At 70.3% G+C, this 14,599-nt stretch carries 12 protein-coding genes; 3 read left to right on the top strand and 9 right to left on the bottom strand.

Going from position 1 to position 14,599, the window contains the following annotated elements; translation table 11 throughout:
- Positions 1 to 73: 73 nt before the first annotated feature.
- Positions 74 to 721, top strand: coding sequence for an integrase core domain-containing protein (locus OG990_RS15730; protein WP_406081188.1), 648 nt, complete (start codon positions 74 to 76; stop codon positions 719 to 721).
- Positions 615 to 2,705 carry an MMPL family transporter gene (locus tag OG990_RS15725; protein ID WP_406081187.1) on the top strand — a complete coding sequence of 697 codons (2,091 nt, stop codon included), beginning with the start codon at positions 615 to 617 and terminating at the stop codon, positions 2,703 to 2,705. The genes OG990_RS15730 and OG990_RS15725 overlap by 107 nt, the downstream gene beginning before the upstream one ends.
- Before the next feature lie 1,339 nt (positions 2,706 to 4,044).
- Here the strand turns inward: OG990_RS15725 and OG990_RS15720 are convergent.
- Entirely contained in the window at positions 4,045 to 5,154 is a 1,110-nt protein-coding gene (locus tag OG990_RS15720; protein WP_406081186.1) for a DMT family transporter, read from the bottom strand.
- Positions 5,155 to 5,379: 225 nt separating this feature from the next.
- On the opposite strand from OG990_RS15720, the gene OG990_RS15715 reads away from it, so the two are divergent.
- Positions 5,380 to 6,117 (top strand): hypothetical protein, encoded by a 738-nt coding sequence (locus OG990_RS15715; RefSeq protein WP_406081185.1) that lies wholly within the window; start codon positions 5,380 to 5,382, stop codon positions 6,115 to 6,117.
- 141 nt (positions 6,118 to 6,258) lie between these two features.
- On the opposite strand, the gene OG990_RS15710 is transcribed toward OG990_RS15715, so the two are convergent.
- From OG990_RS15710 to OG990_RS15675, 8 genes are all read right to left on the bottom strand, one after another.
- Positions 6,259 to 7,134, bottom strand: a complete 876-nt coding sequence (locus OG990_RS15710; RefSeq protein WP_406081184.1) for an HpcH/HpaI aldolase/citrate lyase family protein — start codon at positions 7,132 to 7,134, stop codon at positions 6,259 to 6,261.
- Between the two features lie 5 nt (positions 7,135 to 7,139).
- Positions 7,140 to 8,600 carry a dihydroorotase family protein gene (locus tag OG990_RS15705; protein WP_328415129.1) on the bottom strand — a complete coding sequence of 487 codons (1,461 nt, stop codon included), beginning with the start codon at positions 8,598 to 8,600 and terminating at the stop codon, positions 7,140 to 7,142.
- Positions 8,597 to 10,030 carry an MmgE/PrpD family protein gene (locus tag OG990_RS15700; RefSeq protein ID WP_328415131.1) on the bottom strand — a complete coding sequence of 478 codons (1,434 nt, stop codon included), beginning with the start codon at positions 10,028 to 10,030 and terminating at the stop codon, positions 8,597 to 8,599. The genes OG990_RS15705 and OG990_RS15700 overlap by 4 nt, the downstream gene beginning before the upstream one ends.
- A complete protein-coding gene (locus OG990_RS15695; RefSeq protein WP_406081181.1) occupies positions 10,023 to 10,865 on the bottom strand; it encodes a cyclase family protein in 843 nt (280 codons plus the stop codon). Before OG990_RS15695 ends, OG990_RS15700 begins: the two co-directional genes overlap by 8 nt.
- Positions 10,866 to 10,958: 93 nt before the next feature.
- Positions 10,959 to 12,164 carry a CaiB/BaiF CoA transferase family protein gene (locus tag OG990_RS15690; RefSeq protein ID WP_406081180.1) on the bottom strand — a complete coding sequence of 402 codons (1,206 nt, stop codon included), beginning with the start codon at positions 12,162 to 12,164 and terminating at the stop codon, positions 10,959 to 10,961.
- An 81-nt stretch (positions 12,165 to 12,245) separates the two neighbouring features.
- Complete coding sequence (locus OG990_RS15685; protein WP_406081178.1) at positions 12,246 to 13,106, bottom strand: IclR family transcriptional regulator; 861 nt, start codon at positions 13,104 to 13,106, stop codon at positions 12,246 to 12,248.
- Between the two features lie 46 nt (positions 13,107 to 13,152).
- Entirely contained in the window at positions 13,153 to 14,136 is a 984-nt protein-coding gene (locus tag OG990_RS15680; protein WP_406081176.1) for an EamA family transporter, read from the bottom strand.
- Positions 14,123 to 14,584, bottom strand: coding sequence for an Ohr family peroxiredoxin (locus OG990_RS15675; RefSeq protein WP_328415141.1), 462 nt, complete (start codon positions 14,582 to 14,584; stop codon positions 14,123 to 14,125). The genes OG990_RS15680 and OG990_RS15675 overlap by 14 nt, the downstream gene beginning before the upstream one ends.
- Between the last annotated feature and the right edge of the window lie 15 nt (positions 14,585 to 14,599).

Raw genomic sequence — 14,599 nt, 5'->3', positions numbered from 1 at the left:
ACAGCGACAGGGGCAGCGAGTACACCTCGGCTGACTTCGCCCGGGCCTGCGCCCGTTGAGGGTGCGCCAGTCGATGGGCCGCGTCGGATGCTTCGACAACGCCGTCGCCGAGGCGACCTTCTCCACCATCAAGGTCGAGTACGTCCACCGCCGCCAGTTCCGTGGCCGTACCGAGGCGCGCCTGAAAATCGCCACCTGGATCACCGACTTCTACAACCGGCGCCGCAGGCACTCCGTCTGCAACTGGCGATCACCCATCAACGACGAACGACCAACGACCGGCGCACCGGAGGCCCCCGACCTCGACGCCGAACCGCACGAAAACACAATCGCGCTCGCACCATGGGGTCACCCTCGTTGTCGCCGGCCGGATCACCGCCGCGTGCGCGGGGAGCAGGCGACGAACCCGCTCGTGCCACGGGAGACGTTCACCGAATCCGACAGTTGGCACCTCGGTTCGGGAGCGGCCGGAGGGTGTCGGCCCCTAGGGGTTTGGGGCAGTGGTGTCGGTGCGTACTGCCGATGTCGGGACGCTTGGGTAGACGGGAACATAACCTGGTCCATCGGGGATTGGACGTCCAAACGGGGGGATCATGGCCAGGTCGGTCGCGAGCTTGATCACAGGACGCAAGACGAAGTACCTCATCATCGTGTTCTGGCTGGCTCTCGTCGCGGTGGCTGGGCCGCTTGCCGGCAAGCTCACCAGCGTCGAGGACAATGAGGCCAAGTCCTGGCTGCCGGGTAGCGCGGAGTCGACTCAGGTGCTCGACCGGCAGGCGGCGTTCGCGTCGGCCGACACGATCCCGGCCGTTGTCGTCTACCAGCGGTCTTCCGGACTGACCGAGACCGACCGGGCGCAGACAGTGTCCGATGCGCACAGGTTCGGCCAGATGGCCGAAGTCGACGGTCAGGTCGGCGGCCCGATCTTCTCCGGCGACGGTCAGGCGGCGCAGATCATCGTCCCGCTCAATCTCGGCCCTGAGGGGTGGGACAAGGCGGGCGATATTGTCACCTCGATGAAGGACGTCGCGAAGGCCGGCGCCAGCGGGCTGTCGGTGCACGTCACGGGGCCCGCTGGCAGCGCGGCGGACTCCAGCGAGGCCTTCGCGGGCATTGACGGCAGGCTGCTGTTCGCCACGATCGGTGTGGTCGTGGTGATCCTGTTGCTCACCTACCGCAGTCCCGGGCTGTGGCTGCTGCCCGTCGTCTCCGCCGGCGTCGCGCTGACGGCCGCCCAGGCGGTCATCTACCTGCTGGCGAAGAACGCCGGCCTCACCGTCAACGCGCAGAGTGCGGGCATCCTGACCGTGCTCGTGTTCGGCGCGGGCACGGACTACGCGCTGCTGCTCGTGGCGCGGTACCGCGAGGAGTTGCGGCGCCACTCAGACCGGCATGAGGCCATGGCGGTCGCGCTGCACCGCGCCGGCCCGGCGATCATCGCGAGCGCCGGCACCGTCGTGATCGGCATGCTATGCCTGCTCTTCGCTGAGACCAACTCCACCAAGGGCCTCGGCCCGGTCGCCGCGATCGGTGTCCTGGTGGGGCTCGCGGTCATGCTGACCCTGCTCCCGGCCATGCTCGTGACGGTCGGCCGCTGGATCTTCTGGCCGGTGCGGCCCCGGTTCGGCTCCGCGGAGCCCACCACCACCGGGTTGTGGGCCAACATCGGCAAGCGGATAGCCAACCGCCCCCGAATCACCTGGGTCGCCACCGGCCTGGCACTGGCCGTCATGGCGATCGGCCTCGTCCAGCTCGATGCGACCGGGCTGACCCAGAAGGAATCGTTCCGTGGCAACCCGGACTCGATCGTGGGCGAGGAAGTGCTCGCCCGGCACTTCCCGGCCGGTGCGGGCAACCCGGTCGTCGTAATCAGCAAGGCGGAGCAAGGCCCCGCGGTGAAGGCGGCGCTCGCGTCGACTGAGGGCATCGACCCGGCGTCGGTCAGCGAACCCGTCGCCAAGGGTGGCCTCGCCTATGTCGTGGGCACCCTCAACGCCGCGGCCGACAGCCCGGCGGCCTACGACACGGTCGACCGGGTACGCGACCGCGTGCACGCCGTGCCCGGCGCGGACGCTCAGGTCGGCGGCAACACCGCGATCAACCTCGACCTGCAGCGGGCGGCCCGATACGACCGCAACCTCATCATCCCGATCGTGCTCGTCGTGGTCCTCGTCATCCTGGCGCTGCTGCTGCGAGCCGTCGTCGCGCCGTTGGTGCTGGTAGCGACGGTAGTGCTGTCGTTCGGTGCCGCCCTGGGCGCGAGCGCGCTGGTCTTCCGGCACATTTTCGGCTTCGGCGGCGCCGACACGTCGTTGCCACTGTTCGTGTTCGTGTTCCTCGTCGCACTGGGCATCGACTACAACATCTTCCTGATGACCCGGGTACGCGAGGAAACCGCGAGGTATGGCACCCGACGCGCCGCACTCATCGGCCTCGCCGCGACCGGTGGCGTGATCACGTCCGCGGGTCTCGTCCTCGCCGGCACCTTCGCGGTGCTGGCCACCCTCCCGCTGACCGCCTTCGCCGAGATCGGCTTTGCGGTGGCGTTCGGCGTCCTGCTTGACACGATCATCGTCCGGGCGGTCCTGGTCACCGCGCTGAACCTCGACATCGGACGGCACATGTGGTGGCCCAGCCGGCTGGGCAAGATCGCCGACGTGGAGCCCGCCGAGGCGGCCCAGCAACCAAGCGAGGTCCCCGCCTGACGGATTTCGGCGGGTCAATGGAAGTCACGGAACGCGGGGCTGACCGGCGCTGTCAGCGCCTCGAGCCGGTCGGCCGTCAGGTTGGTCACGCCGCCATGCGTTTCCAGTCGCCCGCACACGTCTGGGCGTGATGGTCCGGGCCATCGCCGGCACCCGTTGAGCAGGGCTTCATGCTCGGTGACCTCTTCGGCGGACCCGAAGAGGTCGCCGGGCAGCTATACCTGTGTGAGCGTCAAAGTCTTGCCGATCGTCACCAGCGGTGGGGCATTGGTTCGTGTGGCCCCTCGGACACGTACAGTTACCCCACAGTAATCAGCGTCGGGCCTAGCTTCGACGCTGATTTTGTTTTCACCGGGGTTGTAGGTGAGGGCGAGCCGTAGCTCGCGGTAGACATTGCCTTTGTCTCGCTGTGGGCGTCTCGCAGGGTGTTGCGCATGTCATCGAGGCCGCCGACGAGGCGTCGGATGTCGTCCTCGCTGTAAACCAGCGGCCTATTTGGCGCTGGCTTCCTGAAAGTCAGCCCTCCGGTAGTGAACGGAACAACCGGATCTGCCGCGACCGGCGCGCCGGCCCGACTCTTTGGTAACGAGCGCATGTAGGCCGCTGGGCCGGCAGTCCATCGACGGAGCCGAAGCGCCAAATTTCCCGGGCTGTGTAGGCCTGGCGTACCTGGCTCTGCATACGACCAGTAGGCCGACAGGTGCTTGCACAGACAGCGGCTGACGGACAGCGCCGGGCGACGCAGCGTGACAACATAGCTGACCGTCGTTACGTTACGTGCTGGGTTTAGCAACGCGGCACCGCCGCCGGGCGCCTCTGGGAAGTCGTCAGCTGCACCTCGCAGGTACCACTGCGGTTTCCGCGCTTTGCGTACGAGCCAAGCGTTGCTGCTCCCGCAGGCAGGCCTCCGCGCTGGCAGGAGCAAGGTGAGTGGTGGCAATCCGCGTCCTCGCCCGCCCGACGAGCAGCTCGTCGAGGCGCTCGTACTTGCCCCCTGCCAGTCGCATCGCCGGAGCCGGCGCCGCTGCCGACATTGCCCGAGCCCGCCGCCCGCAATGGCGATGGCGTGCTGTTCGACCTGGGCCGCCCCGATGCCGCCGGCCGGGTCACCGCTCGTCCACTGGTACGGGCCTTGAGCTGGACACCGGGCCTCACGCTGCACGTCGACGTCGTGACCGACGCGATCCTGGTCATCCCGGCCGCCGATGGCGCGCACGTCGTGGGAGCCCGCGAGGAACTACCCCTACCGGCCGCCGCCCGGCATCTGTGCCGCATCGCCATCGGCGATCCCGTGCTCCTGGCCGCCCTGCCCCGCCAGAACCGCATCGTCGTGCACCCCTCACACACCATCACCGCCGCGGTGGATTCCCGGAAACCACGGGTGATCACGGCTGCTCAACCTGGCACCAGGAAGCGGAACCTCGACCGGAGTTGCTGCCGGCCCGGCTCGCGGATTCTCGATGCGGGCCGGCGCCCTGCGAATGACCGGGATCTCCACAGTGGCGGTGGTGCCAAGCGCCGGGGACGCGAAAGGCATCAACGGCAGTTCCATCGTTACGGAATCACCGATGGCCATTCCGCGACCAGTCGGTTGGGCCACGGCCGTTCGTCTCCGCGCATCGACCACGATGGCGAGCATCCCGCTGAGGATGATCAGACAACCGGCGGCCTGCGCCATGGCGATCCGCTCGCCGAGCAGCGCGACGCTCAACAACGCCGCAGTCAACGGCTCCGCGAGCGTAAGGGCACCGGCCGTACCGGACTTGACGGTGCGCAAACCTCGTGCGTACAACAGGTACGGAACGGCTGTCGCGGCGAGACCCAACCACACGACGAGTAATCCGGTGCGGACATCCACCACCATGGCGATGTCCATGTGGATCCACGGCGCCAGTACGAGCGCGCCGGCTGCCATGCTGCCGGCGGTGGCCATGATCAGCGATGGGGTGCGCGCCGACAGCCGTTTCATCGCTGTGGTGTACGCCGCGAAGGTGATGCCGGCAAGGCCGCCCCAGCAAAGACCCACCACGTCCACCAGCCCGGTCTCGGGTCGCAGTAGAACCACGCAGCCCCCCACTGCGCCGACGGTGCCGCTGCACCACAACGCGCTCAGCCGCTCACCGTCCAGCACGCGGCCGGCGATGCCGGTGAACAGGGGGACTGCGCTGATGGCTACGACGGTGCCCATTGCGGCTCCGCTGTGTGACACCGACGACATGAAGCTGAATTGGTACGCGGCGCTCGCTACTCCCGTCACCAGCAGCAGGACCCACGACTGTCGTCTTGCCGGCGATGGAGAGATCTTCGAACGGCAGAACCCGAGAACCACCAGACAGATGCCGCCTACCGCATGTCGCCACCCGGCCAGAGCGGCCATGCCGATGCCGCTCGCCGCCAACGTCTGCGCCGGACCAATCGTTCCCCACAGCGCCGCGGCGCCGAGAACCATCGCGGCACCCACCACGTTCCCATGCCTACGTTTCACCCAAACAGAGGTACGGCCGGACCGTGACCAAGCGAAAGATCATCTTGTGTCAGTGCATGCTCGGCGTAGCCCGCAGAGGCCGTGCGGAGATTCGACGGCGCCGTCGTCTCGGGTGTCAGATGCTGCTGTCGACGCCGGGACGGTCGAGGCGGAGGGGATCGTCAGCTGCCCCCACTGGCCGGCCTCGGCATGGAAGACCTGCTCGATTCGCTCGACGTCGGTGGCGAGGTCATCGCCGGTGTCCCAACGCAGGCATGCCTCCTCCAGGCTGACCGCGGCGTCGACGTACAACTTCGCTGTCGGGGCGAAACCGATGAGCGCCTCGAATGCGGTCACCGAACCCGCGAGGGAAGCCAGCAAAGCAGCAACCAGGCCGGCTGCGGTCCGGCCGCCTCCGTCCGCGAACTGACTGACTGCTCCCGCCATGGGGGCCAAGCCGAGCAGCGTGTTACGCACGATGACGGAGCCGACGCGTTCACCGCGGTCAACAACCCCATCGACGTAGGCGGCCAACACGCCGCCGGCCTGCGCTTCGGCGACCCCCGCGCCCAAGCCCTCCTGTCAACCCTGCTCACCTTCCGGCTACACCCAGGCGGATTCACCAACGCCGACCTACGCACCCACCTCGCCGGGCTGCTGGGCACCGACCCCGACACCCGGCCCGCCGGCCGCGCCACCTACGACCTGCGCCGACTGCGCCTGCACGGACTCATCACCCGCATCCCCGGCACCCACCGCTACCAGGTCACCGACACCGGCCTGGACCACGCCATGCTGCTGACCCGGCTGCACGACCGACTCATCCGCCCCGCCACCGCGCAACTGACCGACCCCGACCCGCCAACCCGATCACCACTCCACCCGGCGGCCCGCGCCTACAACACTGCCCTCGACCGCCTCACCAGGCAGGCAGGACTGGCGACCTGAAACACAACACCCACACCAAATCCAGCACGCCGATCAACAAACTTGACTGGATCATGCCGGCTTCGCCGGCTTTAGCTCCGTATCGGCGCTGAACCTTAACGGGGTGAAGATCCTCTACCCCGTCTGACTGACAGTTCGGAACTACGACGGCGGGCCGGGATGGTCACCCATCCCGGCCGCCCGGTCGAGTACCTCGGCGGCGGCGCGAACCACGGCGCGGTCGAGCATCTGGCCGTTCGCCTGGGTGGCGATGCCGGTGCCCTGGCGTTCCGCCTCGGCCAGGGCGGCCAGCACCCCCCGGGCCGCCTCGATCTCGGCGGCGCTCGGGGTGAACACCTCGTTGATGGTGGCGAGTTGGTCGGGGTGTACGGCGGTCCGGGCCCGGAAGCCCTGCCGCAGCAGAGCCCGGGTGCTCGCCGCGAGCCGGACCGCGTCGCCGAGTACGGTCTCGACCGGGCCGACCGGGGCGGTGATCCCGGCCGCGGCCGAGGCGACGACCACCTGGGACCGGATCGGTGCGAGTTCCGCCCCGTCCGGACCGGGCTGCAGGCCGAGTTCGCCGGCCAGGTCGGCCTCGCCGAGCCCGAGTCGCAGGACCCGGGGAGAGGTCGCCACCCGGGCCACGTCGAGCACCCCGCGCGCGGTCTCGATCAGGGCGATCACCTGGAACGTCCGGTCGGGCAGCCCGAGTCGCCGCTCCGCCGCGCCCAGCGCTACGTCGACGGCGGCGAGCAGTTCCGGTTCGGCCTTCGGCACCCAGACACCGGCCAGCGCCGGGCTGGCCACCGCGGCGATGTCCTCGGCCGCCCGGTCGCTGTTGACCCGTACCCAGAGTTGGCCGGGCCGCGGGTCGGCCAGGTGGGCGGCGGCCGACGTACGGGCGACCGCCTTGTTCGCCGGGGTGACGGCGTCCTCGAGGTCGAGGATGAGGGCGTCGGCGCCGCGCAGGTGCGCCTTGGCGAGCAGCTTCTCCCGGTCGGCCGGGACGTACAGATAGCTGCGGGCGACCGGGGCCATCGCGGCTACCGGTCCGACCGGGAGACGTACCGGCCGACGGGGTCGCCGACGACCTTGCCGGCGGCGAGCACCTGCTGACCGCGCAGGAACGTGTCGGTGACCCGGGCGGTCATCTTGAAGCCCTCGAACGGGGTGTATTCCTGGGTCGACTCGGAGTCCTGCGCCCGGACCGTCCACGGGCTGCCCTCGTCGACCAGGCAGAGGTCCGCGTCGTAGCCTTCGGCGAGCGCGCCCTTGCGGGTCAGGCCGAACCGCTGGGCCGGGTTCCACGAGGTGAGCTGGGCGACCCGCTGGTGCGACAGACCGCGCTGGGCGGCTTCGGTGAGCAGGCCGGGCAGCAGGTATTCGGCGCCGCCGAAGCCGGACTTGGCGATGAAGATGTCGTCGCGTGGGGTGCCGAACTTCTGCTCGTCGCGGCAGCAGGCATGGTCGCTGACCACCCAGTCGATCTCGCCGTTCAGCACGTGTGTCCACAGTGCCTCGACGTCCTCGCGGGGACGCAGCGGCGGGTTGACCTTGCCGCCGAGGCCGTGTGCGGTGGTGATGTCGGCGACCAGGTGGCCGATGGTGACCTCGCGCCGGAAGTTGATGTGCGGGAACGCCTTCGCCATCCGCAGCGCGGCGTCGACGGCCTTGGCCGACGACAGGTGCAGCAGGTTGATGTTGGGCAGCCCGGTCTCGTGCGCCAGGTAGGCGGCGATCGACACGGCCAGTCCCTCGGAGTGCGGCGGCCGGGAGGCGTGGTACGCGGCCAGCCCGGTCAGGGTCCCGTCCTCCTCGACCATCTTTGTGTACGCGCTCATGATCTCGGCGGTCTCGCAGTGCAGCGACAGCGAGATCTGGTCGGCGAGGTCGGGGAACCGTTCGCGGACCGCCTGCACACCGCGCATGACGAACTCGAAGTGCGCGTAGTCGTACCGCTCGCCCTCGGGGATCATCAGGAACGAGTTCTGGTCGGTCGAGCGGCCGTGCAGGCCGTGGCTGCCGTAGAACATGAAGATCTTGAACGAGGTGACACCGGACTCGACCAGGTCGGGGAGTTCGGTGATGTGCTGGCGGGACATCGGCGCCAGGTGGAAGCCGTAGTCGACGTACGCCCGGCCGGCCGACGCGGCCAGCACCTCGGGAAAGAAGTCCGAGTACGCCCCACCCCGGTTCAGGTAGTACTGCCCGGTGCGCATGTAGTTCAGCGCGGTGGTCACCCCGCCCTGCACCGACGCGCGGCTCTCCGACGCGGTGTCCTCCGACAGTGGGTTGTAGATGCCCCAGTGCTGGTGGGCATCGACCACGCCGGGGAAGGCGAGCTTGCCGCCACCGTCCACAACGGACTTCGCGGTGGCCGGGTCGATGCCGGCGGCGATCCGCTCGATCCGGCCGTCGACCACGCCGATGTCGGTCAGCTCGGTCTCGGCGCTGTCGTGCCGGACCACCCGTACATTGCGCAGCAACAGGTCCAGGGCCGTCATGATGTCTCCTCCTTATCGTTGCCCGGGCCTGCGGCCAGAGCCATCAGTACGTCGATTCCGGTCGCCTGGTCGAGCCGGGCGACCTCCGCTTCGATTCCGGCGATGGTCGCCGCGGGTAGCCGGCCGGTGACGTTGTCCCGGAACTTGGTCGCCAGTTCCGCGTCCGACAGCGGCCGGTCCGGTCCCCCTCGGTTGGTCAGGATCTCCTCGGTCCAGTCCGTGCCCTGCCGGGTCCGGATCCGCAGCACGGCCGGGAACTGGTTCGGGAAGATCGCGTCGCAGCGTTCGTCGGCGACCACCTCGACCTTGGCCATCAGGGCCCGGCGGTACGGGTCGCGGGCCAGTTCGTCGGTGAAGTCGGCGAGCCCGACCCCGAGTCCGCCGCCACCGAGCAGCCCGGCGACGACCGTGTACGGACCGCTGAACTGTGCCTGGTAGCCGGTCTCCGGCGCCCGCTTGACCTCGATCGGCTGCCCGATGGTGCGGATGACCGCGGTCGGCACGCCGAGCGTGATCGTCTCGATGTCGTCGACGTCCAGCCCCCGGGCGCGCAGTGCGCCGGCCGCGTCGATGCCGGCATGGGTGAAGTGGTTCGCCGGATAGGGCTTGAAGAAGATCCCGGGTACGGCCCACTGCGTGCCCAGCCCACGGCTGATCGCGGTGGCGTCGTACTCGCCGCGCAGGAACGCCTCGAAGAAGCCGAACCGGCCCTCCAGTACGGTCGGCGGTCCGGTGATGCCGCGCCTGGCCAGCAGTGCGGCGCTGACCGCGGAATGTGCCGACCATCCACAGTGGATGCGCTTGACGGTGCCGCCGGTGCGGTTCGCCTCGATCAGGCCCGACGCCATCGAGGCGGCGATGCCGAGCGAGTCGAGGATGCCGGCCGCGTCGAGCCCGAGCAGCCGGGCCGCCGCGGCCGCGCCGCCGAGCGCCCCGCAGATCGAGGTGGCGTGTTGGCCGTGCTCGAAGAACACCGAGTTGCCGGCCTCGAGGTCGTAGCCGGCCATACCGAGCCGGACGCAGACCTCCAGGCCCACCGCGATCGCGGCGACGGTGTCCTGACCGGACGCGCCGGCGAGTTCGGCGGCGGCCAGCGCGGCCGGTACGACCGCCGCGCTCGGGTGCAGCACCGACGGCAGGTGGGTGTCGTCGTAGTCCAGCGAGTGCGCCAGCACCCCGTTGCCGAACGCGGCCAGCGGCGCCGGCACCGCCTCGGCCAGGCCGATGACCCGGGCCTGCCCGCGCCCGCCCTGCTCGGCGACGTACGCCAGGGCGGCCTGGCTGGTTGGCAGTGGTCCGGCCGCGACGCACAGCCCGAGGATGTCCAGGATCCGTTTCCGGACGCTGTCGACGACCGGGGCCGGCAGCGAGTCGTATCCGGTGCCGGCGGCGAACTCGGCGAGTTGGCGGGCCAGCGTCGGCTCAGCCACGGGAGACCACCGCGAGCGGCCGGACCGGCGAACCAGTGGCCCCGAACAGGGGCAACGGCGCCATGATGAAGGTGAACTCGTGCACCCCGGCGGCGGCGATCGGTTCCAGGTCCATCGCCTCGATGAGATAGATGCCGTGTTCGACCAGCAGGATCCGGTGCGCCGGCAGGGAGCTGTGCCCGGCGCCGGGGGCGAGCCGCTCGAAGGCGATGGTGTCCGCGCCGGCCGCGTGCACCTCCCGGTCGGCGAGCCAGCGGGCCCCGGCCGCGCTCACCCCGGGTACGCCGGAGTCGTGCCCGATGTACCGGGTCCGGTCCGGGTCGTCGAAGTGCCGGCCCCAGCCGGTCCGGATCAGCACCACGTCGCCGGCACCGACCGGGCTGCCCTGTCGGGCCACCGTGGCGTCGAGGTCGTCGGGGGTGATCTCGTACCCGTCGGGGCTGACGTCCTGGCCCAGCGCGGCCGGCACGTCGAGCAGTACGCCCCGGCGGACCATCGGCTCGATCGTGTGCGCCCCCAGTTCGACGTACCGGCCGCCGGTACCGGCCGCCGCCGCGTCCGCGCCGCCGTACAGCCGGCCGTCCTGCGAGACGTGGGCGAGGGCGTCGACGTGCGTCCCGACGTGGGTGCCCATCACCAGCAGGTCGTTGGCCGCCGAGCCGCCGTCGGCGCGTACCGAGTCCCCGTGCCGGCGCGGCAGGGTCAGCAGGAACGCCGGGTGGTTCGGCGACTGCGGCATGCCGAAGAACAGTCGCCGGCCGAGGTCGTAGACCTCGACCCCCTCCTGCACGGCGGCGAGCAGGCGATCGGTGGTGGTGGAGCTGGTGGCGGTCACGGTTCCTCGCGTTCCTTGTCGCCGGGGCGACGGTCTGGTTCCTGTCGCCGGTGGCGACCATCGGGTTCCTGTCGCGGTCGGCGACGGTTGCGGTCAGGCGACGATCTGGCGGCTGCGTAGGTCGGCGATCTCGGCCGGGTCGCAGCCGAGTTCGTCGACCAGCAGGGCTTCGGTGTCGGCGCCTGGACTCCGGCCGGTGAACCTGATCCGGCCCGGGGTGTCCGACATCCGCCACATGACGTTGTGCATCCGCATCGGCCCGAGGTCCGGATCGTCCACCGTGGTGATCATCTCGGTGGCCTGGACGTGCGGGTCCTCGACGATGTCCCGGGCGGTGTAGACCGGGGCTACGGCCGCACCGGCCGCCGCGAAGGCGTCGGACACCTCGTCGCGGGTCCGTTCGCCGATCCAGGACCCGACGTACGCGTCGAGTTCGTCGGCGTGCGCGGCCCGCCCGCTGCCGGTCCGGAACCACGGCTCGTCGATCACCTCGGGGTGGCCGACCAGTTCGAGCACCCGTTCGGCGATGGTCTGCGCGCTGGTCGACACGGCGACCCAGGCGCCGTCCTTGGTCCGGTACGTGTTGCGGGGCGCGTTGTTGCTCGACCGGTTGCCGTTGCGCTGGCCGATGATGCCGAGCTGGTCGTACACGGTCGGGCCCGGTCCCACGGCGGTCATGATCGGTTCGAGCAGGTTCATGTCGATGACCTGCCCGCCGCCGGCCCCGCCGGGGCGGTCGCGGCGCCAGAGCGCCATCATCACCGCGGACGAGGCGGCGATCCCGCAGATGCTGTCGGCCAGCCCGAACGCCGGCAGGGTCGGCGGTCCGTCGGGCGCGCCGGTCAGGTGCGCGAAGCCGCTCATCGCCTCGGCCAAGGTGCCGAAGCCGGCCCGGGCGGCGTACGGCCCGGTCTGCCCGAACCCGGTGATCCGGACGATCACCAGGCGCGGGTTGACCCGGTGCAGCTCGGTCGGCCCGATGCCCCAGCGTTCCAGCGTGCCGGGCCGGAAGTTCTCCACCAGCACGTCGGCCTGTTCGGCCAGGCGCAGCAGCAGATCCGCGCCGGCCGGCGCCGAGAGCTTGAGGCCGATCGTGCGCTTGTTGCGGGAGATCTCCTTCCACCACAGTGGATGGCCGTCCTTGGCGCTGCCGTGCCCGCGCATGCTGTCGCCGGCCTGCGGGTGCTCGACCTTGACCACCTCGGCGCCGAAGTCGCCCAGGATCTGGCAGCACAGGGGGCCGGCCAGGATCGTCGAGATGTCGAGCACCCGGAGTCCTTCGAGCGGTCCGTCACCCACGGGTACCTCCCACACAATCGGTCTGTTCGGCTGAGGGAAACGCCGGTCCGCTGAACAGAATCGTCGTCATCCTAACCACGCTCACAACCGCAGGACCAGCGGCTGTGAGCCAGTGGTCGTGTGATCACGGGTACCGGCCTGGCGCGGTACCGGACGGAAGCCGATCTCGGCCGAGATCTCGCCGGCCGCCTCCGCGACCAGGGCACCGTGCGCCGCACACGCCCGCGCGTCGAAGCGGTCCTGCGGCCCGCACAACGACAGCGAGCCGAACACCTGACCGGTCGAATAGAGCACCGCGGCCGCCACACTGCCCGCACCCGACTGCCGCTCGCCGAGGCTGACCGCGTACCCCTGCTGCCGGATGTGGGCGATCTCCGCCCGCAACCGGTCCACCGAGGTGATCGTCGCCGCCGTCACCTGCTCCAGCCGGTGGTTGTCGAGATAGTCCTCGACCTCGGTGTCCGGCAGGGCCGCCAGGATCGCCTTCGACGACGAACCCGAGTGCAGCGAATGGCTGGTGCCCAACGACACCGACATCCGCACCTCGTGCGGCGACAGCACCTGGTCGACGTACACCCGGGACCAGCCCTGCCGCATCGACAGCGTCGCCGTCTCGCCGGTGGCCCGGACCAGCCGCACCATGTAGCGGCGGGCGATGTCCGGCACGTTCAGGGCCCGCAACGCGGCCAACCCCACCGCCAGCGCGCCGGGGCCGAGCCGGTACTGCTTGGTCTCCTCGTCGAAGCTCAGGAAACCGTCGCCGACCAGCTCCTTGAGGATCCGGTGCGCCACCGCCTTGGGCAGCTCCAGTTCACGCGCGATCGTCGACACGCCCAGGGTCTGCGGCGAGCGCTCGGCGATCATGTTGATCACCGAGAGCGCCCGGCCCAGGCCAGACCTGGTACGGCTGTCCTCGCTGTCGACGGCAGGTGTGATGGTCATCGTGGTCCTCGCTGTCTGTCCAATGTGCTGTGCGGGCAACCGGAGCCTAGGTGGGCGTGGCCGGTGCGGCGGGCGACGACGGTCCGCGTTGCCGGGGGCGTTCCACCGCGACCACGACCGCCACCGAGGCGAGCACGAACACCCCGGCCAGCACCTGGCGGCCGGTCAACCGCTCGTCGAGCACCATCATCCCCAAACCGACCGCGACGACCGGGTTCACATAGGCGTAGGTGGCCACGAGTTGCAGCGGCGCCCGCCGCAACAGCCAGGAGTAGACGGTGTAGCCGACGATCGTGCAGACCACCAGCAGATATCCCCAGGCGATCCAGGAACGGCCGGACACCTCGGCCAGCCGCAGCCCGCCCAGCTCACCGGTCAGTGCGCTGGCCACGGCGACCGCCAGCCCGCCGATCAGCATCTGCCAGGCGATGCCGACCAGCGGATCGGCCGGCTGCGCCATCCGCTGCGACAGCCACGAACCGACCGCCCACACCCCGCTGGACGCGAGCACCGTCAACGTGCCAGCCAGGTGCAGTTGGGTGCCCGGCGCGAGCAGTAGCAGGGCCAGCCCGGCCACCCCGCCGAACACCCCGGCCACGACCAGCGCCGACGGTCGCTGTCCGGTGCAGACCCGCAGCGCCAACACCCACAGCGGTACGGCGGCGACCACGAGCGAGGCCAGGCCGGAGTCGACGTACTGCTGCCCGACTGCCAGCAGGGTGCTGCCTACCCCGATCAGCAGGATGCCGGTGACCGCGACGCCGGGGAACTGCGCCCGGGTCGGCACCAACTGGGGCGACCGCCGCAACCCGGCGATCACCAGCAGTACCACCGCGGCGAGCAGGAACCGGCCGGCGGTGGTGACCATCGGCGGCAGGCTCTCCAGGGCGATCCGGTTGCCCAGGTAGGTCGAACCCCACAGGGTGTAGATCAGGGCGAGGCCGACCACCAGCGCCGTCCGGCCGCCGCCACTGTCCGGACCACCGCCGGTGGCGGTGGTCCGGACAGGCGCGGACTCAGTGTCGACCATCGACCCGGATCGTCACCGGTGTGTTGCCCCGGATGGCGTTCGAGTACGGGCACATCCGGTGTGCCGCGTGGACGGCCCGTTCCAGGTCGGCCTGCGGACACTCCGGAGCGCTCACCTCCAGCAGTACGGCGATCGCGTACCCGCCGCCGTCGGTGGTGCCGAGCGAGACCGAGGCGGTGACCCGGGTCGCCCCGAGGCTGATCCGCTCCTGCCGGCCGACCGCCGTCAGCGCACTGTCGAAGCAGGCCGCGTAGCCGGCGGCGAACAACTCCTCCGGGTCGGTGCCCGGGGCGTCGGGGCCGCGCTGTGCCGGGCGGGTCAGGGTGGCCCGGAACGAGCCGGTCAGCGACTCCGCCCGCCCGCCCCGGCCACCCGAGACCTGTACGGTCGCGGTGTAGACGACGTTGTCCGGCACCACGCTCGCGGGCCCGGCCGGAATCTCGGTCACGACGCCACCTCGCTG

The organism is Micromonospora sp. NBC_00858 (assembly GCF_045207365.1).
Classification (GTDB): Bacteria; Actinomycetota; Actinomycetes; order Mycobacteriales; family Micromonosporaceae; genus Micromonospora.
This window is presented reverse-complemented; position numbering and strand designations above follow the sequence as displayed.

Excerpts from the sequence above, each read along its gene's own strand:
- OG990_RS15710 (WP_406081184.1), bottom strand. The coding sequence starts at position 7,134 with ATGGCCCCGGTCGCCCGCAGCTATCTGTACGTCCCGGCCGACCGGGAG.
- OG990_RS15720 (WP_406081186.1), bottom strand. The coding sequence starts at position 5,154 with ATGGTTCTCGGCGCCGCGGCGCTGTGGGGAACGATTGGTCCGGCGCAG.
- OG990_RS15685 (WP_406081178.1), bottom strand. The coding sequence starts at position 13,106 with ATGACCATCACACCTGCCGTCGACAGCGAGGACAGCCGTACCAGGTCT.
- OG990_RS15715 (WP_406081185.1), top strand. The coding sequence starts at position 5,380 with ATGGAAGACCTGCTCGATTCGCTCGACGTCGGTGGCGAGGTCATCGCC.
- OG990_RS15730 (WP_406081188.1), top strand. The coding sequence starts at position 74 with ATGGGCCGCGTCGGATGCTTCGACAACGCCGTCGCCGAGGCGACCTTC.
- OG990_RS15680 (WP_406081176.1), bottom strand. The coding sequence starts at position 14,136 with ATGGTCGACACTGAGTCCGCGCCTGTCCGGACCACCGCCACCGGCGGT.
- OG990_RS15705 (WP_328415129.1), bottom strand. The coding sequence starts at position 8,600 with ATGACGGCCCTGGACCTGTTGCTGCGCAATGTACGGGTGGTCCGGCAC.